The sequence below is a fragment of the Streptomyces inhibens genome (assembly GCF_022221585.1).
GTDB lineage: Bacteria > Actinomycetota > Actinomycetes > Streptomycetales > Streptomycetaceae > Streptomyces > Streptomyces inhibens.
In genome coordinates this window covers 1686683-1710779 of sequence record NZ_CP084681.1, presented here as the reverse complement: position 1 = coordinate 1710779, position 24097 = coordinate 1686683, and the positions used below count along the sequence as shown (strand labels likewise).

Sequence of the window (24097 nt, the reverse complement as noted above, 5' to 3'; positions counted from 1 at the left end):
CTTCGCCGTCCAGGCCCCCGGTCGCCCGGACCCCGGCCGCTCAGGCTCCCGCGCCGCTCGGCCCCCCAACCGCTCAGGTGGCCGCGGCCGTGACCCGCCCCTCGCGGACCGCCTCCGCCAGCGCCTGATGATCGCGTTCGTTCTGATCCGCGTAACGCTCCGCGAACCGCACCAGCGCCTCGTCGAAAGCCGGCCCCTTGCCGAGGTAGGCGCCGATCGCGATGCGGTCGCCGGATCTGGCATGCGCACGGGCCAGCGTGGCCCCGCAGCGCACGGCGAACCGCCGCAGCCCCACCGGCATCATGAGCTCGGTCTTCATGATGCCCTTCCAGTCACGCAACTGCCGGACGTAGAAGTCCCGTTGGCGCCCGTCGATGCCGGTGGTCCGCTCCCAGCCGAGGAAGATGTCGCCGGCTGCCTGCATCAACCGCTGGCCGGACACCACCCGTTCACCTTGATTGGTGTGGCGCCCCGGTCCGGCGTACGGGGCGAGCACCGACTCATCGGCCTCCTTGGCCTGGAGCAGCAGCGGGTCGTCGGTGTCCTTGCCGAGCAGCAGCACGATCCAGCAACGGGTGCCCACGCTGCCGACCCCGACGACCTTGCGTGCCGTGTCGACCACCCGGTACTGCTCCAGCAGGCTGCGATGGTCCGACCGCAGAGTGCGGCCGTAGCTCGTGATCAGTTCGCGGATCTCGTCCGTGAGCAGATCGCGCTCGACGTCCGGCAGCAGATCGCCCAGCGGCACGATCAGCGGCGGATCGGGGGCGATCCGTACCTGACCGCCGATCACCCGGGTGAGCTTGCGGAACGCCTGCATGGCGTCGCGCGTACGGGCTTCCGCCATGGTGCGGGCCAGCTGGGCCCGGCCCCTGCTGCGCAGTTCGTGAGCCTCCTCGGCCTCGATGTCGGCCATGTCGTCATGGGCGTACCAGACCTCCAGGGTGCGCATGTCCGCGTACCGGCGCATCTGGGTGCGGTACGACGCGCAGGCGGCCCCGATGATGTCGGCCCGCACCGTCGTGTCGAAGCCGTTCCCGCGCCCCGCGATGGCAAGGCTGGCCGCCAGCCGTTTGACGTCCCACTCCCACGGTCCCGGCAGGGTCTCGTCGAAGTCGTTGAGATCGAACATCAGATGGCGCTCGGGGGAGGCCAGCAGCCGGAAGTTCAGCAGATGGGCGTCCCCGCACAGCTGGGTCGTCAGCCCGGTGGCCGGGGTGGTGGCCAGGTCCGCCGCCATGATGGCGGCGGCGCCGCGGTAGAAGCGGAACGGGGACTCCAGCATCCGGCCGTATCGAATGGGCACCAACTCCGGTACCCGGAGCGCCGATTGCCGCTCAAGGATGTCCACCGGGTCGTCGCGGGCGGCCGCGGGGCTGAAGTCCGCATGACTGGAGCGGGGCACCTCGGTGCGAAGTGCCCTGCCCCGTTCCGCACGTTCCCGTGCGGTGGCCGGCGCCGGTGGTCCGGAGGTCATGGCCGCGGTCCCATGGGCTCAGGCCACGGCGTGGTGTTTGTCTCCCGCACACAGCGCCCAGATGATGAAGACGTTGATGGCGATCAGCACGATGGCCCAGAACGGGTAGTAGGGGATCCACAGGAAGTTCGCCAGTGCTCCGAGACCCGCGAGGGCGACGCCGATCACCCGCGCCCACGTCGCGCCGCTGGCGAGCAGTGCGATGCCCGCGATGAGGATGACGATGCCCAGGATCAGATGGATCCATCCCCAGCCCGTGAGATTGAAGGAGAACACGTAGTTCCGCGTCGTGACGAAGACGTTGTCCTTGGCGATGGCGGAGATGCCCTCCAGAAAGGCCATCGCGCCACCGAAGATCATCAGGACTCCGGCGAATGCGGTCCACCCGCCGACGCTCTGTTTCTGAGCGGCCATGGGTCACTCCTCACTTGAGAAACCTGGCCACCGGCGGGAACCGACGGTGGTCATGCCCTGTCTTCACGCTTCCACAGGCACCGGTCATCCGCATGTCAGGGACGTGCGGAGGCCTGGCGCACCCGGTGCTCGGCCGTGTGCCGGGCGGCGGGACGGACGGTGGCGTTCTGGGCGCCGTACCCGCGGTATCCGCCGATGCGTTGGACGTACCAGTTGTCGGAGAGGGGCGGCAGGCCCGCGGTGCGCGGTGGTGTCAGGGCTGGGCCGGCGCGATGGGGCGCGGCTGTCAGGCCCGCCATGTGGTGCCGGGCAGGGGGACCGGATCGGGCGCCGGTCCCGGCTGCGGTCCGGGCGTCGGCGGCGCGGGGTTCGGCGGGAGCGGGTCAGGCTCCGGACGCGGCACCGGCGGGGGCACCGGATCGGGTCCTGGGGCGGGGACCGGGCCGGGCCCCGGGCCTGGCGTGGGTCCGGGTGGCCCGGGGCCCGGGCCCGGAGTGGGAGGCACCGGGTCCCGGTGGCGCTTGTGCGGGGCGCTCGCTCCTCGTGGCATGTGGGTCTCCTTGCCATTCCTGTCGGCCATGCGGCACCATCCGCAGGATCCTCGGTGTACGTCCGTACTCACTCTGCGACGGCCCGGCTGACTCGGCGACAGCTGGGCGGGCGGCCGTGCCGGTGCGGCGGCGCAACTGCCGTACGCTCCCCGCCGCCACCCGGACGCGCGAGAGTCAGGGCGGCGCGGAGCGGGTACGCCCGCCCGCATGGACGACTCGGATTCCGGCGCCGGCACGACGACGGACACGGTGCGCGCGGGCCGCCGCACGGTGGAGATCCACCGGCCGGAAAAGGTGCTGTTCCCCGACGAAGGGCTGACCAGGGCCGATGTCGTCGACTACTACGGCCGGATGGCCGCCTCCATGGTCCCGCAGCTGCGGGGGCGGCCGCTGATGCTGGAACGGCTTCCGGAAGGGCTGGGCGGCCCGCACTTCCTGCAGAAGCAGATCCCGGACCACTACCCCGACTGGGTCCGGCGGGCGGAGGTCGCCAAGGAGGGCGGCACCGTCACCCACCCGGTCTGCGACGACAAGGCGACTCTGCTCTTCCTTGCCGACCAGGCCTGTCTCACCCTGCACCGCTGGCTGTCCCGTGCCGGCCGGCCCGGCCGTCCGGACCGGCTGGTGTTCGATCTGGATCCGCCGGGCTCCGACTTCAGGGCCGTACGGGAGGCCGTCCAGCAGCTCGTCGGGCTGCTCGACGAGCTCGAACTGCCGGCCGTTTTGATGACCACCGGGTCGAGGGGACTGCATGTCACCGTTCCGCTGGACGGCAGGAGCGACTTCGACACGGTGCGCGGTTTCGCCCAGGAGGTGGCCGCGGTGCTGGCGGAGCGTCACCCGGACCGGCTCACCACGGCCGTACGCAGGAAGTCGCGCGGCGACCGGCTCTACCTCGATGTGCAGCGCAACGCCTATGCGCAGACGGCCGTCGCCCCGTGGTCGCTGCGGCCGAAACCGGGCGCTCCGGTCGCCGCGCCGATCAGCCGTCAGCAACTCGACGACCCCGAACTCACCGCGCAGCGCTGGTCGTTGAGGGATATCGCGGCGGTGGAGGAGCAGGCGCGGTCCAAGCCGTGGTCCGGGGTGCCGACCCGCGGGCGGTCGCTGCGCGGCGCGCGCAGGCGGCCCGACGGGCTGCGGTGACCGGCGCGGCGGCATTGCGCCCCACGGAGCAGCGGCTGTTTCCTGATCGACGGACCGGGGACGCTGAGAGCGGAAGAGCGCACGGAACGACGGAGGACAGGGCGTGGCCGGACATTCTCCCTGCGACCGCATTCGCCCGTACGGGCTCGCGCCATGAGCCCCCGCGACGGGCAGCGGGCCATCGCGCGGACGCTGCTGGACAGGCACGGCGAAACCTATGCGGCACAGAGCGGGATCCGGGTGGGCAACACCCCGCAGCCGCTCTATCAGCTGCTGGTGCTGTCCTGTCTGCTCAGTGCGCGTATTCGCGCGTCCGTGGCCGTGGCATCGGCGCGTGCCCTGTTCGACGCGGGAATGCGTACGCCGCGGCGGATGGCGGACGCGACCTGGCAACAGCGGGTCGACGCGCTCGGAGCGGGCGGTTACCGCCGCTACGACGAGCGCACCTCCACCCAGCTCGGGGACGGCGCAGCGCTGTTGCTCGACACGTACGGCGGTGATCTACGGCGGATGCGGGAGGCGGCCGACGGCGACCTCGGTGCGCTGCGCGGCGCACTGCAGGAGGTGCCGGGCCTCGGGCCCGCGGGCTCCGCCATCTTTCTGCGCGAGGTGCAGGGCGTATGGACCGAATTCGCCCCGTTTCTCGATGCCAAGGCCGTCCAGGGGGCGGAGCGGCTGGGTCTGCCGGGGGAGAGCGGGAAGCTGGCGCGGCTGGTCGGGACGGACGAGATGGCGGCGTTCGCCTCGGGGCTGGTGCGCGCGGCGCTGGACCGGACCGTCGTCGACGACGTACTGGAGGCGTCGCGGGCCTGATCCGACGGGCGGCACGGGACGCGGCCGCGTCCGTCACACGAGCAGCGCCGCCAGCAAGGTGACACCCGCCAGGAACCAGGCGACACAGTCGCCCGCATGAGCGGAGTGCAGACGGCGCAGCGGCACCGTCCAGCGGGCCGGTTCGCCGTGTACGGGCCGCCGCACGGCCCACCGGGCGAGCGCCGCGGCCAGGGCGGTGGCCACACACCTCCCGCCGACCGCGTACCCGGGCCTGGGGGCTGCATGCGAGCGCCGGCCGGGCTCGGGCTCAAATGCAGGCCCCAGGCTCACATGCGGGGACCTGGCCGCCCCCTCACCGCGCCGCGCGTTACTCCGCGCGGGCGGCCGGCGGCCCGGGTCAGCCCGGCCAGGTCCAGTCGGCGACCTCGGGCAGATCGGTGCCGTGCTCCCGGATCCAGACGTGGTGGCGGGTACGGACGTCCGCCATGGCCTGCCGCAGCGCGATGGCGCGTACCCCGAGCCCCGGCACCCGGTCCACCACATCCATCACCAGCCGGTACCGGTCGAGATCGTTGCGGACGACCATGTCGAAGGGCGTGGTGGTGGTGCCCTCCTCCTTGTAGCCGCGGACATGCAGATTCCGGTGGCCCGCGCGGTTGTAGCAGAGCCGGTGGATCAGCCATGGGTAGCCGTGGTACGCGAAGATGACCGGCTTGTCGGGCGTGAACAGCGCGTCGTACTCGGAATCCGGCATGCCGTGCGGGTGTACCCCGGGCGGCAGCAGCCGGGCCATGTCGACGACATTGACCACCCGCACCGCCAGCTCCGGCAGCTGCACGCGCAGCAGACCCGCGGCGGCCAGCGTCTCCTGTGTGGGTACGTCCCCCGCGCAGGCCAGCACGACGTCAGGGGACCGGGTCTCCCATGCCCGACCGGAGCCGAGGGCTTGGGGAACGTTGCCGTCCTCGGTGCCCGCCCACTCCCAGGTGCCGGCGCCGCGTGCGCAGTGCGCGCGAGCCTCGTCCAGGGTCAGCCAGTCGAAGCTCGGCTGTTTGCCGGCCACGATCACATTGACGTAGTCGCGGCTGCGCAGCGCATGCTCGGCCACCGAGAGCAGGGTGTTGGCGTCCGGCGGCAGATAGACCCGGACGACCTCGGGGCTCTTGTTGAGGATGTGGTCGACGAAGCCGGGGTCCTGGTGGGAGAAGCCGTTGTGGTCCTGCCGCCAGACGTGTGAGGTGAGCAGATAGTTCAGCGAGGCGATCGGGCGCCGCCAGGGCAGCCGGCGGGCGGTCCGCAGCCACTTGACGTGCTGATTGACCATGGAGTCGACGATGTGCGCGAACGCCTCGTAGCTGGAGAAGAGCCCGTGCCGGCCGGTGAGGAGATAGCCCTCCAGCCACCCCTGGCACAGATGCTCGGAGAGCACCTCCATGACCCGGCCGCCCGGCGCGAGATGTTCGTCGGTGTCGAGCGTGGCGGCCTGCCAGGCCTTGTCGGTGGCGCCGTAGAGCGCCCCCAGCCGGTTCGACTCGGTCTCGTCGGGGCCCACGACCCGGAAGTCGCGGCGCTGTGCGGTGGCCTCCATGACCGCTTTCAGCAGACCGCCCAGCACCCGGGTCGGCTCGTGCAGCACGGTGCCGCGCTTGTCGACCTCCACCGCATGCTGCTCCAGTGGCGGGAGCGGCAGCTCGCGCAGCAGCAGACCGCCATTGGCGTGCGGTGAGGCGCCCAGCCGGCGCGATCCCCCGGGCACGCAGGCGAGCACCTCCGGGCGCGGTCGGCCCTCGGCGTCGAACAGCTCGTCCGGCCGGTACGAGCGCAGCCAGGCCTCCAGCTGTCGCAGATGCCCGGCGTTGTCGCGCACCCCGGCCAGCGGGACCTGGTGGGAGCGCCAGGTGCCCTCGACGGGCTGCCCGTCGACCTCGTGCGGACCGGTCCAGCCCTTGGGTGTACGCAGCACGATCATGGGCCAGCGGGGGCGCTCCGTCGCGCCCTCGGTGCGGGCCCGGCGCCGGATCCCGTCGATCGTGTCCAGGCAGCGGTCCATCGCGGCGGCCATCGCCTGGTGCACCGCCATGGGGTCGTCGCCGGTGACATGGACCGGGTCATGGCCGTAGCCGCGCAGCAGCTCGTCCAGCTCGTCCTGCGGGATGCGGGCGAGCACCGTCGGGTTGGCGATCTTGTAGCCGTTGAGGTGCAGGATCGGCAGCACGGCGCCGTCGTGCACCGGATCGAGGAACTTCGTGGCGTGCCAGGACGCGGCGAGCGGCCCGGTCTCCGCCTCGCCGTCGCCGACCACGCAGGCGACCAGCAGCTCCGGATTGTCGAACGCCGCACCGTAGGCATGGGTGAGGGAGTAGCCCAGCTCACCGCCCTCGTGGATCGAGCCCGGCGTCTCGGGGGCGACATGGCTGGGCACCCCGCCGGGGAACGAGAACTGCCTGAACAGCCGGTCCATGCCCTCGCCGTCCCGGGTGACGTCGGGGTACGTCTCGGAGTACGTGCCGTCCAGCCAGGAGTTGGCCAACACGGCGGGGCCGCCGTGCCCGGGGCCCCATACGCACAGCGCGTCCAGCTCGCGGGCCTTGATGACGCGGTTGAGATGGGTGTGCACCAGGTTCAGGCCGGGTGAGGTGCCCCAGTGGCCCAGCAGCCGCGGCTTGATGTGCTCGGGGCGCAGCGGCGCCGCCAGCAGCGGATTGGCCATCAGATAGATCTGCCCCACGGACAGATAGTTGGCGGCCCGCCAGTGGGCGTCGAGCGCCTGTAACTCGGCGGCGCCGAGCGGCCCCGGCGCGCCTGCCTCTGTTGTCCCTGCCCCCGTCGTTCCTGCCTCTGCTGTCCTTGCCTGTGCCGACGTTCGCGCGTCGTGCATGCTCATCTCCTCACCAGGGTGGCGTGCACCACGCACTACACCTTGCTGTCGTGACGCGGTGCGTGCAACCGGGGTCGGCCGGCTCAGTCGGGCGGCTCGGGGGCCGGGTGCTCGCCCGGCTCGGCACCGGGCGGCTCCGCGCGGTTCGGGCCCGGCTCGTCCGGTTCCGGTTCGGCCGGAACCGGGTCACGCGGCACCGGACGGGGATCGCTCGGCACGGGGCCCGGTCCCTTGGGCTCGCGTTCCGTGGTCATGGCATCGGCGGTCGTGGTGTCAGCGGTTATCGCGGTCATGGCGCTCTCCTTCCTCTCCATCGTGCGTCCAATGCCCGCGGTCGGCCCGTTCAAGAAAAAAACCCAAAAGCGCGTTCGTGCAGCACTACGTTCATGCCATGAAGGGACGCACACCGGACGGCAGCGCCGGAGACGTGGACCACGGCTCCGTGGGCCAGGGATATGCCGACCACCGCAAGCCCGATGACCGGATCGCCGCCCGGATCCGCCAGGCGCTCGGCGACGCCCGTACGGTGGTGAATGTCGGCGCCGGCGCCGGTTCCTACGAGGCGACCACCCTCGATGTGACGGCCGTGGAGCCCTCCGCGTCCATGCGCGCACAGCGTCCGGCCCACCTCTCGCGGGCCGTTGATGCCGTCGCCGAACAACTCCCCTTCGCCGACGACTCGTTCGACGCCGCCATGACGACCTTCAGCGTGCACCAGTGGAGCGACCCCGCTGCCGGGCGGCGGGAGATGCGGCGGGAGATGCGGCGGGTGGCCCGGGGCCCGGTCGTGGTGCTGACCTGCGATCCGGACATGGTGCGGGGCTTCTGGCTGTACGCGTGCTTCGTGGACGCGCAGGCACGCGCCCGGTTCACCGCGGACCTGCGGCGCGACCTCGACAGCGGCGGCTGGGACAAGCGGTTCGGTGCACTGCGCGAACAGCCTTACTGTGAAGGCTCGTTGGTGATGCTCCGCTCGGTCCCCGCCTGAGACGGCGGGCACGGGACGAAGCTCAGTACACATCGCGGACATAGCGCTTCTCGGCCGCGAGCTGCTTGACGTAGCCGGCCGCCGCGTCCTCCGTGAGGCCGCCGTGTGCGACGGCGATATCGCGCAGCGCACGGTCGACATCCTTGGCCATCCGGGAGGCGTCACCGCACACATAGAAATGGGCACCGTCCTGGAGCCAGGCCCACAGATGGGCGCCGTGCTCGCGCATCCGGTCCTGGACATAGACCTTGGCGCGCTGATCACGGGAGAAGGCGGTGTCCAGACGGGTGAGCAGCCCGTCGTGGCGCAGCCCGTCGAGTGCGTCCTCGTAGTAGAAGTCCGTGGCGCGGCGCTGTTCGCCGAAGAAGAGCCAGTTGGGGGCGCGGTGGCCGCGGGCGCGCCGCTCGTCGAGGAAGCCGACGAAGGGCGCGACGCCGGTACCGGGGCCCACCATCACCATCGGGGTGACCGGGTCGGCCGGCGGCCGGAAGTGGGCGGTGCGCCGGACGAAGACCGGCACCGGACTCCCCGGCTCGGCATCGGCCAGAAAGGTCGAGGCGACACCCTTGCGCGGGTGACCGCGGTGGTTGTCGTAGCGGACGACGGAGACCGTCAGACGGATCAGCCCGGGGTCGGTCAGCGGGCTCGACGATATGGAGTACAGCCGGGGTTGCAGGCGGGTGAGCACGGCGGCCCACTCCGCCGCGGCCGCCCGGACCGGGTGTTCGGCGATCACATCGACGGCCTGCCGGCCCCAGGTCCACTGCGCGAGCTCGCCCTTGTTGTCCGGCCGTAGCAGCTTCTTGAGGACCCGGTCGCCGGTGCGTTCGGCGACCAGCCGGAGGAGACCCGGGGTGATCGTGGTGATGTCCAGATGGCGGTGCAGGGCCTCGCCGAGCGATACGCCGCCGAGGCCGGTGAGGTCCACGGTGGCGGCGGGGTCGAGCCCGGTGACGGCCAGCCACTCCGCGACCAGCTCGGGGCAGTTCTGCGGCTGTACGCCGAGCGCGTCGCCCACCTCGTAGTCCAGCGGTGTGCCGTCGCCGTCACGGGTGTCGAAGGTGAACCGGCGCACCTCCTTGGTGGCACCGGGGCGGCTCAGCAGCTCGTTGCCGACGAGACGGGCGAGGGCGGGCGCGGCCTTGGAGGGGCGGCCGGCGGCCGGGGCGGGGGCCGAAGCGGTGCCCGGTTCCACGGCGGTGTCGTCCTCCGCCCCGCCGCCCCGCTCCGCGCCGTCCGCCAGGGCCGTGAGCACCTGATCGAGCCACTGCCCCGCGGGCTGCTCGTAGTCCGGCTCGCAGTCGGTACGGGGAACCAGCCGCACCGCGCCCAGCTCGGCGAGGCGTGCGTCGAGCCGCCGGCCGTGGCCGCAGAAATCGTCGTACGAGGAATCGCCCAGCGCGAGCACGGAGTAGCGCATCCCGTCCAGCCGCGGAGTGTCCGGCGCGTTCAGGGTCTCCCAGAAGCCCGATCCGTTGTCGGGGGCGTCGCCGTCGCCGAAGGTGCTGGTGACGATGAGCAGATCGGCGCCGCGCGGCAGGGTCGCCGGCGCGCTGTCGTCCATGCTCAGCAGCGTCGCCTCCCGCCCGCTGCCCTTCAGCCGCCGGGCCGTGTCGGCGGCGACCTCCTCGGCGTTGCCGGTCTGTGAGGCCCACAGCACGATGAGCGCACGGGTGGGCGTGGTGCCGGCCGCCTCGGCGGGCCCGTCCGCCGGGTCCGTCGTCGTCGGCGAGGTGCCCGGAGCGCGCGAGAACATCCCGGCCAGCACACCGTTGACCCACAGCGCACTCTCCGCGGTGAACGGCGCCTGAGCCGGCAGTACGGGCGTGCCGACGGCGGGCGCGGAGCGGAGCCCGGCGAGAAAGCCGGACAGATAGCGGCGCTCGTGCTCGGCCAGCACCGGCGGCGCAGGATCGTCGACCCGGAACACCTCGGCCAGCACCGCCAGCGCACCGCGGCCCCTCGGCCCGTGGTCGTCACCGTGCTCCGCCGCACCGCCACCGCGCGCCGTACCCGCCCCGCCCTGCGGATGTCCGACATCGCCCGCGACCCTGGCCAGCGACACCGCACACACCTTGAACCCGGGCTGGAAGGAGACCGGATCGACCGCGTCATGGGTCACCGCGTTGACGCTGAGGTACTCGCCGAACAGATCGTTCCAGTGGAACGGCGCAAAGCAGTTCCCGGGGCGTACCCGGTCGGTCACCACGGCGGGCAGCACCGCCCGGCCGCGACGCGAGGCGACCTCCACCGCGTCCCCCTCCCCGATGCCCAGCGCCGCCGCGTCCTGCGGATGGAGCTCCACGAACGGGCCGGGGTTGAGCCGGTTCAGCTTGGCGACCTTGCCGGTCTTGGTCAGGGTGTGCCACTGGTGCTGGAGCCGGCCGGTGTTCAGGACGAACGGGAAGTCGTCGTCGGGCATCTCGGCCGCGGGCAGATGCGGCCGGGCGAAGAACACGGCCCGACCGGTGGCGGTGGGGAAGGACAGCCGGGGCCGGCTGCCGTCCGCCCGCTCGTCCAGCTCCTGGCTGACGCCGTCGTTGAGGTAGCGCACCGGATTGCGGTCCGGCCCGTCGGCGGCGGCGCTGGGCCACTGCACGGGAGTGCGCCGCAGCCGCTCGTACGACACCCCGCGCAGGTCATACCCCGTCTGCGGGTTCCATGCGCGCTTGATCTCCTCGAATATCTCCTCCGCGCTGTGGTAGCCGAAGGCCTCCTCGTACCCCATCTCGCAGGCGATCCGCGCGATGATCCGCCAGTCCGGCCAGGCCTCGCCCGGCGGGTCGGCGGCCTGGCGCACCAGCGTCAGATTGCGCTCCGAGTTGACCATCACGCCCTCGGACTCCGCCCACATGGCGGCCGGCAGCACCACATCGGCGTACGCATTGGTCTCGGTCTCCGCGAAGACGTCCTGCGCGACGACGAAGTCCGCCGCCTCCAGCCCCTCGATGACCGTCCGGCGGTTGGCCACCGAGGCGACGGGGTTGGTGCAGATGATCCAGCACGCCTTGATGTCCCCGTCCGCCATCCGCCGGAACATCTCGACGGTGCCCTGGCCGGCCCCGTCCGCCCGCAGCGCGCCCGGTTCCAGGCCCCACAGATCCTCGACGAACGCACGGTCCTCGGCCACCAGCGCCGACCGCTGCCCGGGCAGGCCCGGCCCCATGTAGCCCATCTCGCGGCCGCCCATCGCATTGGGCTGGCCGGTGAGCGAGAACGGGCCGCTGCCGGGGCGGCAGATCGCGCCGGTGGCGAGATGCAGATTGATCAGTGCGTTGGTGTTCCAGGTGCCGTGGGTGCTCTGGTTCAGGCCCATGGTCCAGCAGCTCATCCACGCGCCCGCCGTGCCGATCCACTCGGCGGCCTGGCGGAGGTCCGCCTCCGGGATCCCGGTGAGCTCCGCGACCGTCGCGGGCGGATAGTCCTGGAGGAAGGCCGGCATGGCCTCCCACCCCTCGGTGTGCTCGGCGATGAACTCCGTGTCGACCTGATCGTTCTCCACCAGCAGACGCAGCAGACCGTTCATCAGCGCCAGATCCGTACCCGGCTCGATCTGCAGGAACAGGTCCGCCTTGGCGGCGGTGGCGGTGCGTCGCGGATCGACCACGATCAGCTTGGCGCCCGCCTTCACCCGTTCCATCAGCCGCAGGAAGAGGATCGGGTGGCAGTCGGCCATGTTGGAGCCGATGACGAGGAACACCTCGGCGTGCTCGAAGTCCTGGTACGAGCCGGGCGGGCCGTCCGCGCCCAGGGACAGCTTGTAACCGCTGCCGGCGCTCGCCATGCACAGCCGGGAGTTGGATTCGATGTGCCCGGTGCGCACAAACCCCTTGGCGAGCTTGTTCGCCAGGTACTGCGCCTCCAGCGTCATCTGCCCGGACACATAGAGCGCGAGGGCGTCCGGGCCGTGCTCGTCGACGATCTCGCGCAACCGCCGCGCGGTCTGCTTGATCGCCGTGTCCATCGCCGTGGCCACCGGCTCGTCGCCGCGGTCCGCGCGCACCAGGGCGCTCGACAGCCGCCCCGGCGCGGCGAGCAGCTCGGCGCTGGTCGCCCCCTTGGTGCACAGCCGGCCACCGTTCGCCGGGTGCGCCTTGTCACCGGCGGCCTTGCGGACCGTACGCCGGCCGTCCGGGCCCGTCGCGACGTCCAGGACGATCCCGCAGCCGACACCGCAGTACGAGCACGCCGTCCGCACCTGCGTGATGCTCTCTGCCAGCGGTTTCGGTGCGGTCACGGACGGTCCCCTTCGTGGTCGGATGCTCGTCCCGACCTTAGGGATCGCCCGTTAACCGGGTGTCACGCCAGGAGATCACCCGTGGTTACGACGGCCACACAGTCGCCCCCGGCGCCCGGTGAGATCCGGCCGGCCGCCCGTGCGCACGGCCGCTGAGCTGCGCGGCCCCCGGCGCACGAGATCGCTGCCGCCGTCGGAGAGGATCGCGTCGATCTCCGCCACGCTCTCGGCGTCCTTGATCAGCGAGATGGTCATGAGCCCTCCTCCGTCCCGCCCAGGAAGTGGAACCCCGGCCGCGGATGCATCAGGAAGTCATGGTGCGAGATGTTCCAGGCGTACGCGCCGGCCAGGCCGAACGCCACCCGGTCGCCGGCGCGCAGACCGGCGGCCGGGACGTTCCTCGACAGCAGATCCTTGGGCGTGCACAGCTGGCCGGTGAGGGTGACCCGGTCGCCCCGGGCGGCGGAGCGCGGCCAGGGGTACGGCCAGGGCGCGTCGGACGGCAGGACCGTGCAGGGCTGGTCGTGGCCCTTGGTCGCGGGGGTGCGCAGATGGTGGGTGCCGCCGCGGACCACGGCGAACTCCTCGCCGTGGCTGTGCTTCACATCCAGCACCTCGGTGGCGTACCAGCCGCAGTACGCGGTGAGCGCACGGCCCGGCTCGATGCGCAGGGTGAGACCGGGGTGGGCGGCGGTGAGCCGCTCCAGGCCCGCGCCGTACGCCGCCCAGTCGAAGCGGCGCTCCGGCGCGGCGTAGTCGACGGCCATTCCGCCGCCGATGACCACCTCGTGCAGTGTGATGTCGTGGCGGGCGGCCAGCCCTGCCGACCAGCTCACGATGGAGGAGGCCACCGCAAGCTGTTCCGCCGCCTCCAGACCGCTGGCCAAGTGGGCGTGGATGCCGCGGAGTTCGAGGTGCGGATAGGTGCCGTCGGTGAGCAGCCGGACGACGTCGTCGGCCTGATCCGGGTCCAGCCCGAAAGGAGTGGGACGGCCGCCCATGGCGAGCGACACGCTGTCCAGCGCACCGTCGCCCACCGGCAGGTTGAAGCGCGGCAGCACCGTGATCCGGCGGCCCGGGGCGTGCCGGGCGGCGAGGTCGGCCAGCATATGGAGTTCGTGGACGCTCTCCACATGGAAGCGCTCGACGCCCAGCTCCAGCGCCGAAGCGAGCTCCGCGGGTGTCTTGCCGGGGCCGCCGAAGGCCAGCGGGGATCCGGGCACGGCCTTGCCGACGTGCGCCAGCTCGCCGCCGGAGGAGACCTCGTAACCGTGCACATACGGCTGCAGCGTCGCCAGGATCTCCGGCTCCGGGTTGGCCTTGGCCGCGTAGTACAGCTCGACGCGCGCGGGCAGGGCGGCTCGCACCGCGGCCGCATGCTCCCGAAGGGCCGTCAGATCGTAGAGATATGCCGGCAGTTCCTCGGAGGAGAGGGCCAGGGCGCGGTCGCGGACCGGCGGTGTGGGGGCGGTCATCGTGCGCTCCAGGGGGTGGTGTCGTCGGTGCGCCCGGCGCCCGACAGTACGGCCTCGGCCAGCGGTGAGGGCAGCAGGACATACCCGGCCTCGCGGTCGGCCTTGCGCTCCCAGCGGGTGAGCAGATTGGCCTTGGCGGGCAGCGGGACGCCGGCCAGCAGGGCGGCCAGCCGCGGCGGGCAGCCGTGGCGGTCCGCGTGGGTCTGCAGGGTGCGGCGGACCTGTGCCCACAGCTCCGCCTCGGTGTCCGGGTGCAGATCGGCCAGCGCCGCGAGCATCTCGGCGACATGGTTGACCAGCAGGCAGTACACGACGCGGTCCCAGCCGCGCTGGGCGTCGTACGTCATCGGCGCGGCGACCTGCTCGGGCAGCGAGGCCAGCAGCTCGGCGTGGTGCTCGGGGACGAGCTTGGTGCCCTCCAGGTCGCGGAAGAGGACCTGTGCGGGCATGCCGTCGCCGTCCACACAGACCAGGACGTTCTGCAGATGCGGCTCCAGCACCAGACCGTGGTCGAAGTAGGCCGCGAGCACCGGCGGGAGCAGCAGGTTGAGGTAGGCGGCCCACCACTCCAGCGCGGCCTGCGGTCCCGCGCCGTCCAGCAGACGGGAGATATGCGCCGGGCCGGTGGGGTACTCGTCGGCGACGGCGGCCGCCAGCAGCGGGGTGGTGCCGGGCAGCAGCCGCTGGGACAGGCCCTCGCGGACGATGACGCCGAACCCTTCGAGCAGCTCGGTGTCCGGGCGGCCGTCGGCGCCGGACAGCGCCAGGCTGCGGTAGGCGGGCTCGCGCAGTACCGCGCTGCCGGGGAAGCGCGTGGCGAGGTCGGTGAGCACCGGTGCCAGCAGCCGGGTGAGCGCCACCGCCCCGGACAGCTCGTAACTGGCGTTCTTGCGAAGGCAGTTGGTGATCCGGACGTTCAGGCTGAACTTGAGGAACGCGGCGCCGTCGTAGAGCGTGCGCACGGACGCGGTCGCCGCGAACGGCAGCTCACCGCTGCCCAGTACGCGGATGTCGTCACGGTCCAGGGCCTCCTGAAGGCCGGGGTGGTCGCGCAGCAGCTCGTACTGCCAGGGGTGTACCGGCAGCGGCCGGTAGCCGTCCGGGACGTCGGCGTGCAGCGTGTCCAGCGGTGCGGTGGCGTCGTCGTCGACGGCTTCCTCGGCGATCAGCTCCTCGCGTACGGCGAGCAGCAGCAGCGGGAAGGCGGACCCGGTCTCGGGCGCGTACGACTGCCAGGCGGCCAGGTCGCCGGTGCGGGCCTTGGGGGTCGGGTGGAAGCGGTGGCCGAGGATCAGCGACTGCTCGGAGACGACATAGCCGGTCTGCCAGTCCTCCGCGTCACGGTCCGCGGCGGCCGGGCGCTGCCGGGCACGGGCGTCGAGCGCGGCGGAGACGGCCTGGTGGCTGGAGGCGATCTGCGCCAGGAACTCCTCGTTGTGCACACCGGTCCGCAGCGACAGCTCGGCGTGCACATACTCGGCCAGTCGGCGCCAGCCGACCTCGGCCCAGCCGTCGGCGGTCTGCTCGGACACCGGGCCGGTGAACCGGTGCGCGCCGAGCAGCGACGTACGGCGCAGCGCGATGCGCAGCAGCACCCCGCGGCGCGGCAGTCGCAGCAGCAGCTGCCCGTTGTCGACGGCGGTCTGGTGCTCGGGGCCGGAAACCTCGCGCAGCAGACAGTTCAGCAGGGTGTGCGCCACGGCCTCGTCGGCGGTGGGCAGGTCGGTGGGGGTGGTGGGGGCCGGGGCAGTGCCGGGTGAATGGGTCAGCGGAGGCATCGCGGGCTCCAGCGGGTGCGGGGGAGATGGGGCAGCAGAACAGGGGCGGCGGTCGCGAGCACCGTGACCAGGGCGATCGCGGTGCCGATGAGGAGGGGCGCGGCCGGGCCGAACCAGTCGTTGCCGATCGCGGCGGCCACACCGGCGGCGACCGCGCCGGCCTTGGAGAAGAATTCGATCGAGCCGAACAGCCCGCCGGGGGCGCGGCCCTTGGCGCAGTCCGCGGCCAGTACGGACAGACAGACCAGACCGAGGGTGAGCCCGGCGCCGAGCACCAGGCGTACCGCGATGAAAGCGGTGAGCGAGTCGGCCAGGCCGTGCCCGGCCAGGCCGAGCGCGATACAGCCGAAGCCGAGCGCGATACCGAGCCGGGGGCGGGTGCGGAAGACGGTGTGGACCGCCATAGCCGCGACCAGATAGCACATATGGGGCAGGGCGAACAGCACGCCGGAGACCATCGGGCCGGTGCCCGGAATCCGTTCCTTGATGAGGGAGATCAGGTACGGGAAAGAGATGACGGTGGAGAAGACGAAGGCGAACTCCAGGGCGTAGAGGGCACGCAGGGACGCGACCGGGGAACGCCCGGCCCGCTCGGCCACCGTCCCCCTCGCCGTCTCGGGCGACTGCACGGCATCGATCTCCGTCGCGGCCTCGGCCTTCTTCGCCGCGGCCGGGGCTCCCGGCGGCTCCGGCAGCGCCGCGAGCATCACGGCCGCGGTCAGCGGCAGCACGGCCAGCAGGGCGTACTGGCGGTGCGGCGACAGCCATGGCGTCAGCGAGCCGACGACGATCGGTGCGAAGACCAGTGCCGCACGGGCGCTGCCCTGCATCAGGGTCAGCGCACGGGACAGCGCATTGCCCTCAAGTGCCGCCCCCAGATAGCCGTTTGACGCTGCGAAGGTGCCGCCCAGAATGCCCTGGAGGACCAGCGCCGCGACGAACGTGCCCATCGAGTCGGACCAGCCGGCCAGCACGAACGCCGCCGCCAGCCCCAACTGCGCCCGCAGCAGAAGCCGTTTGCGTCCGAAGCGGTCCGCGAGCCGTCCCCACAGCGGTGCGCCGATGGCCCCGAAGATGGTGGGGACGATGTAGAGCAGACCGGCCCAGCGGGCGGCGCCGTCTCCGAGCTCGGGCAGGATCTCGGTGAGATATGGCGGCAGGCCGAGGGCGGCGAACGACGCCACGAAGTAGCAGCCGGCCACGGCGTGCACCTGTCGGGGCGCGAGGCCCGGGCGGTCCTTGGTTTCGACGGCGGCCGGCTCGACCCGGCGAGAAGTGGCGGTCCTCATCGGGAAGCCCCCGTCGGCAGGAGGTAGTTGGGGCCGGTGGTGTAGTGCTTGTTGATGTCGGCCGCCCCCGAACGCTCCTTGGAGAGCAGGGTCCCGGCGCTGACCATCGCCTTGATGGGGAGGTGCGGGGCGTCCAGGACGTACGCGCGCAGTGCGGCGCCCGGGTCGCCGGGGCCGGTGCCCAGCCGCTCGACGGCCTCGGCGAGCCGGTCGCGGACCAGACCCAGCAGCCGCGCGAGCGGCGCACGCCCCTGCCGGGCGAGCCCGAAGGCGTACGAACCGGCGCACAGATGGACGGTGATGGTGGCGAACAGGTCCAGCACCGGCCGGTCGCTCTCGGCGAAGATCCGCGGGTCGGCGAAGACCGTGGGGTCCGGAGCGTCGGCTCCCAGCGTGTCCCGCAGCCGGGCGGTGTTGATCCGTGGTCCGTCGTTGTCCTTGAACAGCAGCCGCAGCCGGGTGCCGTCCGCCGCGTGGTCCAGCACCAGCGAGATGTTCTGCTGATGGGACTCCAGCGCGATGCCGTAGCCGAAGAGCGTGGTCTGCCAGTCGAAGAGCAGCGCGAGGCAGGCGTCCAGCAGGGCGAGCGGATCGCCGCCGTAGAAGCGGTCCGCGAGGTGGTCGATCACCAGCCGCCCGCCGGGCGCCCGGCCGAGCAGTGCGGCCATCGGCACCACGGCACTGCCCTCCAGCCCCGCGGGGTAGCGGCGGCACAGCACGGTCAGCAGCTCGTGGTCGGCGTGCGCGTAGACGGTCTCGTCGGCCTGCAGGACCGACTCCCGAAAGCGCGGCTCGCGGGCGATCACGGTCTCCAGCAGCCGCTGGCCCTCGGCACCGTCGATGAGCGTACGGGGCTTGATGGTGCGCCGGTTCCGCAGGCCCAGCGTGGCGGTGGCCAGCGGCAGCTTCAGATGCGTCCGTGGGTCGGCGGTCAGTGCCACGGTACGCATCGACAGGGTCGGTACGACGTCGACCACGGCGCGCTCGGACAACACTGCCTCGCCCTCCAGGCCCCTCTCGCGCAGCGCGCCGTCCAGCGGGTCGCCGAGCGTCAACGGGTGGACGGGAAGGGCGAGATGACTGCCGTCGAGGTGGGGGAGGCCCAGGTCGGCGGGCGTCGGCCAACAGGCGGGCAGCGTCGCCCCGCCGCCCGGCAGGGTGACCGCGGCGCGCGGCAGGGCGAGCCAGCGCAGCGTGAAGTCCGGCCGGAACTCGGGTGCATGCGCGCGCAGTTGGTCCTCGTCCAGCCCGGACCGCCCGCGGGCGGTCGGGTAGACGGGGTGGTCGAGCCGGGCGGCGAGCGTGTCGTACGCCAGGCCGCCGTCCAGCCCCGACCAGCCACTGGGATCGGGTCCATGGCGAAGGGTCAGCTCGTCCTCGACCTCGTCCCGGGTCCGGGCGTGCAGCCGCATCGTCGCCAGGGTCTGGCGGCACTCCTCGGCGAAGGCGTCGAAGCCCTCGTGGTCGACGGGGTCGGCGAGCGCGCGGAGCGCCGCGAGGACCTCGTCGATCGTGGTGAGCCGGGCGCCGTCGGACTCGCGGACCAGGAGCGGCAGCCGCGCAGCGTACGCGCTCTGGTAGCCGTCCTCGCCGAGGGGCAGCAGCAGCGCCCCGGCGGCGTCGTCGGCGGGCAGCCTCAGCCAGGGGCCGTCCGGCCGCTCCAGCAGCGTGCCGCGGGTGCGCAGGCCGACCACGTCCTCGCGCAGCAGCGCGCCAAGGACGCGCAGCAGCAGCCCGGCTTCCTCGGCGGCCCCGGCCAGGTCGGTTGCGGTGTCGAGCGCGACGGTCACGACGATATCTCCCAGCGCTCGGCCGCGAGGAAGTCGTCCGACACCCGGTCCACGGCGACCCGGTCGGTGCCGGTGGCCCGCAGTACGCCGAGGTAGTCGCGGTTGGTGCGGTAGTGCGGGTGCTCGGTGCCGACCGCGCGCAGCGGCCGGTAGGAGAGCCGTACGCCGTCCACCGTCCGGTCCGAGGCGGCGGGCGCCGCGGTGAGCGTCCCGGCCCGGTCGGCGCAGGCGTACTCCACCCGGCCCGCCCCGTCGCGCCGCGCGCCCAGGTCGGCGGGCAGCGGCTCGCCCAGGTGCGTCCGCAGGATGTGCTCGAAGAGGGGGATGCCCAGGACCTGCGCGAGCAGCAGATCGCACTGGTCCCCGATGACGCGGTAGTTCACCTCGACGAGCCGCGCGCGGCCCTCGTGCACCATGAATTCCGTGTGGCAGGCGCCGAACCCGACACCCAGCGCGTCGAGTTGGGCCAGCACCTGCGCGACCACGGGCTCGGGGTGGGCGGCGACGAAATCGAGCCGCTCCTCGATGAAGGCCGGCGGGGCGGAGACGACGGTGTGGAAACCGCCCAGGACATGCCGTACGCGGCCGTCGCCGAGGGTCTCCAGGGTGTGGAGCTCACCGGCGAGGAACTCCTCGGCGACCAGCGCCGCCTGCGGGCGTCGCGCCTGGATCTCCTTGGCGAGCGTCACCAGCTCCTCCGGGTCCTCGGCGAGCACCACATCCTCGCTCGCCACGCCCTCGCGGGGCTTGAGGACACAGGGGTAGGGCAGGCCGGCGGCGGTGAGCGTGGACGGGTCCTGGCCGGCGGCGAGCTCCGCGGACCGTACGGTGTCGACGCCGGCCGCGGCGAGATGGCGGCGCATCTCGGCCTTGTTCTTGGCGCGCAGCGCGGCCCGCCAGTCCTTGCCGGGCAGCCCGAAGTACTCGGCGACCAGGGCGGCCTGGGTCTGCAGATGGTCGCTGTTGGTGAAGACCGCGGCGGCGGGGTGGTGGTTCGCCATGCGGGTGATGACGGCGCGGAAGTCGTGGACGTCGCACTCCAGGACCTCGGTCTGAGGGGAGACACGCCGGTGCGCTTCGGGCTGGTCCGTCAGGATCGTCAGATCGAGGCCGAGGCGGGCGGCGGCGGGAAGGAATCCATCGGTGACCGAGTCGGTGGGGTTGAGAGCGAGCAGGTACATCCGCATGTGCGGGGCCCCTTCGGGATCGAGGGCGGTGCGGGACATCGTGGCGGGGGCGGGGCGGGCTGTGGGGACGGCGCCCCACCCCCAAGGGATTCAGCTCTTGGGCAGCTGCACGCCGGTGGCCTTGGCCACGTCGGCGAGCATGTGCTCCGCGGCCTGGATGCCGATACCGGACATCCAGGTCTCGTCCGGCACGTTGAAGACCTTGTGGTGCTTGACGGCCGGCAGGTCCTTCCAGACCGGGTTGGACGTGACGTCCTTCTGCTGGGTCTTGTCCGGCGTGTCCGCCACGGTCACGAACACCAGGTCGGCGTCGGCCTTGTCGATCTGCTCCGCGCTGACGTCGAGCATCGTCTTGGCCGGGTCGGTGGAGCTCTGCGACGTCGGCCGGGCCAGCCCGATGTCGTCCAGGACCACACCGCTGTAGGAGGACTTCTGGTAGAGGCGGGTCGGGCCGGCGACGAAGCGGACCACCGAGGCCGACGGCATCTTGCCGTACTTCTTCTTGATGGCCTCGCCCAGCGCCTTGGCCCGTGCCTCGTACTCCTTGAGCCTCTTGTCGGCCTGCTTCTCCAGGCCCAGGGCCTTGGCGTGGACCTTCAGATTGGCCTTCCAGGGGCCACCGGTGGTCTCGGTGAAGACGGTCGGCGCGATGTCCTTGAGCTTGTCGTAGATCTTCTCGTGCCGGACCTTGGAGGACAGGATCAGGTCGGGCTTGAGCGAGATGATCTTCTCAAGGTTGGGCTCCAGCAGCGGACCGACGTCCGTCACGCCCCCGATCTCGTCCTTGAGGTAGGAGGGGAAGCCGCCCTCGGTCTTCATGTGCGGGGAGACCGCACCGACCGGCTTGACGCCGAGCGTGGTGACATCGTCGAGCTCACCGGTGTCCAGGACGACGACGCGCTTGGGCTGGGCGGGGATCTTCACCTCGCCGCCGAGAGCGCTCTTGACCGTACGCGGGAAGGCACCGGCGTCGGCGCCGCCCTTCGCCGCGTCGTCGGCGGCGGGGGACGTGGCGCCGCCGCAGGCGGAGAGGGCGGCGGTGCCCAGGGCGACGGCGAGCAGTGCGGCCGGCAGTCGGCGGAGGCCATGGGAAGTGGATCGGTTCAGCATGAGGGTTCGGCTTCCTGAGAGGGGACGGAGCGGAGAGGGAAACGCTCGTGGGGGAGAGCGGTCGGGTCAGGCGGTCACGGCGGTGTGCCGTTTCGCGCTGCTCTTGGGGACGACCAGCGGTGTGCCGGTCTCGGGGTCGGGGATCACCCGGCAGTCCACGTCGAACACGGACTTGACCAGCTCCGCGTCGAGTACGTCCGCCGGGGCGCCGGCCGCCGCCAGCTGCCCGTCCTTGAGGACCACGAGGTGATCCGCGTAGCGGGCGGCCTGCCCGAGGTCGTGCAGCACCATGACCACGGTGCGGCCCGCCTCGGAGTGCAGCGCGGCGACCAGATCGAGGACATCGAGCTGGTGCCGCAGGTCCAGGAACGTGGTGGGCTCGTCGAGCAGCAGCAGATCGGTGTCCTGCGCCAGCGCCAGGGCGATCCAGGCTCGCTGGCGCTGGCCACCGGAGAGCTGGTCGACGGGCTGATCGCGCAGCGGGGCGGTGCCGGTGCGCCGCAGCGCCTCCTCCACCGCCTGCTGATCGGCCGACGACCAGGGGCTCAGCAGCCGCTGGTGCGGGTAGCGGCCGAGCCGTACCAGCGCCTCGACGGTGATCGCGTCGGGGGTGACCGGCTGCTGGGGGAGCAGCCCCATCCGCAGGGCGAGCGCACGGGCCGGCATCCGGTGGATATCGGCGCCGTCCAGCGCGACGGTGCCGGCGGCCGGCGCCAGCAGCCGGGTCAGACCGCGCAACAGGGTCGATTTTCCACAGGCGTTGGGGCCGACGACGGCGGTGACGGCGCCGCCGGGCAGCACCAGATCGAGGCCGCCGACGATCAGCCGGTCGCCGTAGCGCAGGTCGAGTCCGTGGGTGGAGAGCTGGTTGGCGGTCATCGGACACTCCTGTTGACGGAACTGCTCTGACGGATCATCAGCACCAGCAGCCAGGGCGCGCCCAGAGTGGCGGTGACCACCCCGACCGGCAGCCCGCTGACCGGCAGCAGATGCTGCGTCACCAGATCGGAGGCGAGCAGCAGTACGGCACCGGCGAGGCCGGACAGCGCCAGCGTCCCCGCGGTCGGCGGCCCGGCGAGGAACCGCACCATGTGCGGGACGGCCAGCGCGACGAAGGCGACCGGGCCGGCGAGCGAGGCGGCCAGCGAGGCCAGCACGATGGCGACGACCAGGACCTGGAGGCGTGCGGCGTTGGTGTTCAGGCCGAGCGCGCCGGCCGAGTCGTCGCCCAGGTCGAGTACGGCCAGCCGGCGGTGCAGGGCGAACGCGACGACCAGCGCCACGGCCACCGCCCCGCCCGCCGACCACACTTCGGTCCAGGTCCGCCCGTACACCGAGCCCGTCGTCCACTGCAGCGCCGAGCCGGCGAGCTCGGCAGGGAAGCGGACGACCATGAAGTTCACCGCCGCGGACAGACCCGCCTGCACCGCGAGACCGACCAGCACCAGCCGGGTCACACTGACCCCGGCGCGCCAGGCGAACACCCCCAGCAGCACCGCGGCGAGCAGCCCGCCGCCGAGCGCCGCCAGCGGGACCAGCGCCTGCGAGGCCCCGGCGGCCAGCATCGCCACCGCGCCGAACGAGGCACCGCCGGTCACCCCCATCACATCGGGGGAGGCCAGTGGATTGCGGAACAGCCGCTGGAGCAGGGCACCGGCCACCGCCAGCCCCGCCCCCGCGACGATCGCCGCGACCATCCGCGGGGCCCGGAACTCCTGGACCACCAGCACGGTCGCGGAATCACCGACGCCGAACAGGCCCTTGACCGCATCGACGGGCGGCAGCGGCATATCGCCGTTGGCCACCGCCACCGTCACCAGCGCGCAGAGGACCACGACGCCGGCGACGGCGAGCAGCGGTGTCCGGCGGCTCCCGGGCCGGTGTCCGGTGGCGGGGGACGTGGCGGGGGAGAGGGCGCCGGCCGGCTTCCCGTTCCGTACGACGTCGCTCATCGGGCCACCTTCCGGGCCAGCAGCGCCAGCAGCGGCGCGCCGAGGAACGCGCTGATGATGCCGACCTGTAGCTCGGACGGCCGGATGACGAGCCGTCCGAGGATGTCGGCGGTGAGCAGCAGCAGGGGGCCGGCGATCAGGCAGCCGGGCACCACGATCCGGTGGTCGGAGGTGCGCAGCAGCTGGCGGACCAGGTGCGGTGCGGCCAGTCCGATGAAGGCCAGTGGACCGGCCACGGCCACCGCGGACGCCGCGAGCAGGACGACGGCCAGACCGCCGGCCGTCCGGATCCGGGTCACCGGCACGCCCAGTGCCTGGGCCGAATCGTCGCCCAGCGCCAGCGCGTTGAGGGCAGGGGCGATGACCAGCGCGATGACCAGACCGATCGCCAGGGTCGGCAGCACCGGGTAGAGCACCGCCAGCGGGCGCTCGGCCAGCGAACCGGCCAGCCAGAACCGGGCCTCGTCCAGCGAGCGCTTGCTGGCCAGCATGACCGTCGACGTCCAGGAGAGCAGCACGAGTTGCAGCACGGTGCCGCCCAGTGCGAGGCGTACCGGGTCGAGGTCGCCGGCGCGCCGGGCCAGCGCCTGGGCGAACAGCGCGGCGGCCGCGGCGCCCGCGAAGGCGAACCAGAGGTATTCGACGGGCCGGGTCAGATGCAGCGCATAGATCGCGGTGACGACGGCGAAACCGGCGCCCGCGTTGATGCCCAGCGTGGTGGGGGAGGCGAGCGGGTTGCGGGTGATGCCCTGGACGACCGCCCCGGCGACACCGAGCGCCGCGCCGACCGCGAGCGCGACCACCGTCCGCGGCAGCCGGAGCCCCGTCACCACAATGGCGTCCCGCCCGTGGGCAGTTCCAAAGAGCGCGTCCAGCACGGTGGACAGCGGTACGGATCGGGCACCGAGGGCGAGGCTCAGGGCGGCGCAGACCGCCAGCGCGCAGAGCCCGGCCGCGAACAGCGGTAGGCGCCGTAGGACGTTCGCGGAGGGACGCGGATCGGGCACAGGGGGTGCGGTGGCAGGTGGTTTGGTCGTCGACACGCGTCGTT

20 protein-coding genes are annotated in these 24097 nt (G+C 72.4%); 3 read left to right on the top strand and 17 right to left on the bottom strand.

Annotated features, from left to right (window positions below; genetic code table 11):
• Positions 1 to 73 precede the first annotated feature (73 nt).
• From KI385_RS07940 to KI385_RS07930, 3 genes are all read right to left on the bottom strand, one after another.
• The gene (locus tag KI385_RS07940; RefSeq protein WP_238571507.1) at positions 74 to 1477 is read right to left on the bottom strand and encodes a DUF2252 domain-containing protein; all 1404 of its coding nucleotides are present in this window, start codon (positions 1475 to 1477) and stop codon (positions 74 to 76) included.
• Positions 1478 to 1495: 18 nt separating this feature from the next.
• Positions 1496 to 1891: a DUF7144 family membrane protein gene (locus tag KI385_RS07935; protein WP_238571506.1), complete on the bottom strand. Its 396-nt coding sequence runs from the start codon at positions 1889 to 1891 to the stop codon at positions 1496 to 1498.
• 95 nt (positions 1892 to 1986) lie between these two features.
• Positions 1987 to 2190: a hypothetical protein gene (locus KI385_RS07930; RefSeq protein WP_238571505.1), complete on the bottom strand. Its 204-nt coding sequence runs from the start codon at positions 2188 to 2190 to the stop codon at positions 1987 to 1989.
• A 459-nt stretch (positions 2191 to 2649) separates the two neighbouring features.
• Between KI385_RS07930 and ligD the strand changes: the two genes are divergently transcribed.
• Together ligD and KI385_RS07920 are read left to right on the top strand one after the other, a co-directional pair.
• Positions 2650 to 3588, top strand: a complete 939-nt coding sequence (gene ligD / locus KI385_RS07925) for a non-homologous end-joining DNA ligase (RefSeq protein WP_238571504.1) — start codon at positions 2650 to 2652, stop codon at positions 3586 to 3588.
• A 153-nt stretch (positions 3589 to 3741) separates the two neighbouring features.
• Positions 3742 to 4401 carry an endonuclease gene (locus tag KI385_RS07920; RefSeq protein WP_238571503.1) on the top strand — a complete coding sequence of 220 codons (660 nt, stop codon included), beginning with the start codon at positions 3742 to 3744 and terminating at the stop codon, positions 4399 to 4401.
• A 33-nt stretch (positions 4402 to 4434) separates the two neighbouring features.
• Here KI385_RS07920 and KI385_RS07915 read toward each other — a convergent pair whose 3' ends face one another.
• The 3 genes from KI385_RS07915 to KI385_RS07905 all read right to left on the bottom strand — a co-directional run bounded on the left by KI385_RS07915 (position 4435) and on the right by KI385_RS07905 (position 7533).
• Positions 4435 to 4605 (bottom strand): hypothetical protein, encoded by a 171-nt coding sequence (locus KI385_RS07915; RefSeq protein ID WP_342593441.1) that lies wholly within the window; start codon positions 4603 to 4605, stop codon positions 4435 to 4437.
• 154 nt (positions 4606 to 4759) lie between these two features.
• Positions 4760 to 7240 (bottom strand): phosphoketolase family protein, encoded by a 2481-nt coding sequence (locus tag KI385_RS07910; protein WP_238571502.1) that lies wholly within the window; start codon positions 7238 to 7240, stop codon positions 4760 to 4762.
• A gap of 83 nt (positions 7241 to 7323) precedes the next feature.
• Positions 7324 to 7533 carry a hypothetical protein gene (locus KI385_RS07905; protein WP_238571501.1) on the bottom strand — a complete coding sequence of 70 codons (210 nt, stop codon included), beginning with the start codon at positions 7531 to 7533 and terminating at the stop codon, positions 7324 to 7326.
• A gap of 98 nt (positions 7534 to 7631) precedes the next feature.
• Between KI385_RS07905 and KI385_RS07900 the strand changes: the two genes are divergently transcribed.
• The gene (locus tag KI385_RS07900; RefSeq protein WP_238571500.1) at positions 7632 to 8228 is read left to right on the top strand and encodes a class I SAM-dependent methyltransferase; all 597 of its coding nucleotides are present in this window, start codon (positions 7632 to 7634) and stop codon (positions 8226 to 8228) included.
• Between the two features lie 22 nt (positions 8229 to 8250).
• Here KI385_RS07900 and KI385_RS07895 read toward each other — a convergent pair whose 3' ends face one another.
• The 11 genes from KI385_RS07895 to KI385_RS07845 all read right to left on the bottom strand — a co-directional run bounded on the left by KI385_RS07895 (position 8251) and on the right by KI385_RS07845 (position 24053).
• Positions 8251 to 12465 carry a bifunctional nitrate reductase/sulfite reductase flavoprotein subunit alpha gene (locus KI385_RS07895; protein ID WP_238571499.1) on the bottom strand — a complete coding sequence of 1405 codons (4215 nt, stop codon included), beginning with the start codon at positions 12463 to 12465 and terminating at the stop codon, positions 8251 to 8253.
• A 75-nt stretch (positions 12466 to 12540) separates the two neighbouring features.
• A complete protein-coding gene (locus tag KI385_RS07890; protein ID WP_238571498.1) occupies positions 12541 to 12720 on the bottom strand; it encodes a hypothetical protein in 180 nt (59 codons plus the stop codon).
• Positions 12717 to 13940 (bottom strand): type III PLP-dependent enzyme, encoded by a 1224-nt coding sequence (locus KI385_RS07885; RefSeq protein WP_238571497.1) that lies wholly within the window; start codon positions 13938 to 13940, stop codon positions 12717 to 12719. The genes KI385_RS07890 and KI385_RS07885 overlap by 4 nt, the downstream gene beginning before the upstream one ends.
• Positions 13937 to 15718: an IucA/IucC family protein gene (locus KI385_RS07880; RefSeq protein ID WP_238571496.1), complete on the bottom strand. Its 1782-nt coding sequence runs from the start codon at positions 15716 to 15718 to the stop codon at positions 13937 to 13939. The genes KI385_RS07885 and KI385_RS07880 overlap by 4 nt, the downstream gene beginning before the upstream one ends.
• Positions 15706 to 17007 carry an MFS transporter gene (locus KI385_RS07875; protein ID WP_238571495.1) on the bottom strand — a complete coding sequence of 434 codons (1302 nt, stop codon included), beginning with the start codon at positions 17005 to 17007 and terminating at the stop codon, positions 15706 to 15708. The genes KI385_RS07880 and KI385_RS07875 overlap by 13 nt, the downstream gene beginning before the upstream one ends.
• Positions 17004 to 18797, bottom strand: a complete 1794-nt coding sequence (locus KI385_RS07870) for an IucA/IucC family protein (protein WP_238571494.1) — start codon at positions 18795 to 18797, stop codon at positions 17004 to 17006. Before KI385_RS07870 ends, KI385_RS07875 begins: the two co-directional genes overlap by 4 nt.
• On the bottom strand, positions 18794 to 19984 hold the full coding sequence (locus KI385_RS07865) for an ATP-grasp domain-containing protein (protein ID WP_238571493.1): 1191 nt from the start codon (positions 19982 to 19984) through the stop codon (positions 18794 to 18796). Before KI385_RS07865 ends, KI385_RS07870 begins: the two co-directional genes overlap by 4 nt.
• Before the next feature lie 90 nt (positions 19985 to 20074).
• Entirely contained in the window at positions 20075 to 21094 is a 1020-nt protein-coding gene (locus tag KI385_RS07860; RefSeq protein ID WP_238571492.1) for an ABC transporter substrate-binding protein, read from the bottom strand.
• A gap of 66 nt (positions 21095 to 21160) precedes the next feature.
• A complete protein-coding gene (locus KI385_RS07855; protein ID WP_238571491.1) occupies positions 21161 to 21973 on the bottom strand; it encodes an ABC transporter ATP-binding protein in 813 nt (270 codons plus the stop codon).
• Positions 21970 to 23046 carry a FecCD family ABC transporter permease gene (locus KI385_RS07850; RefSeq protein ID WP_238571490.1) on the bottom strand — a complete coding sequence of 359 codons (1077 nt, stop codon included), beginning with the start codon at positions 23044 to 23046 and terminating at the stop codon, positions 21970 to 21972. Before KI385_RS07850 ends, KI385_RS07855 begins: the two co-directional genes overlap by 4 nt.
• Positions 23043 to 24053: a FecCD family ABC transporter permease gene (locus KI385_RS07845; protein WP_238577605.1), complete on the bottom strand. Its 1011-nt coding sequence runs from the start codon at positions 24051 to 24053 to the stop codon at positions 23043 to 23045. Before KI385_RS07845 ends, KI385_RS07850 begins: the two co-directional genes overlap by 4 nt.
• Positions 24054 to 24097 lie beyond the last annotated feature (44 nt).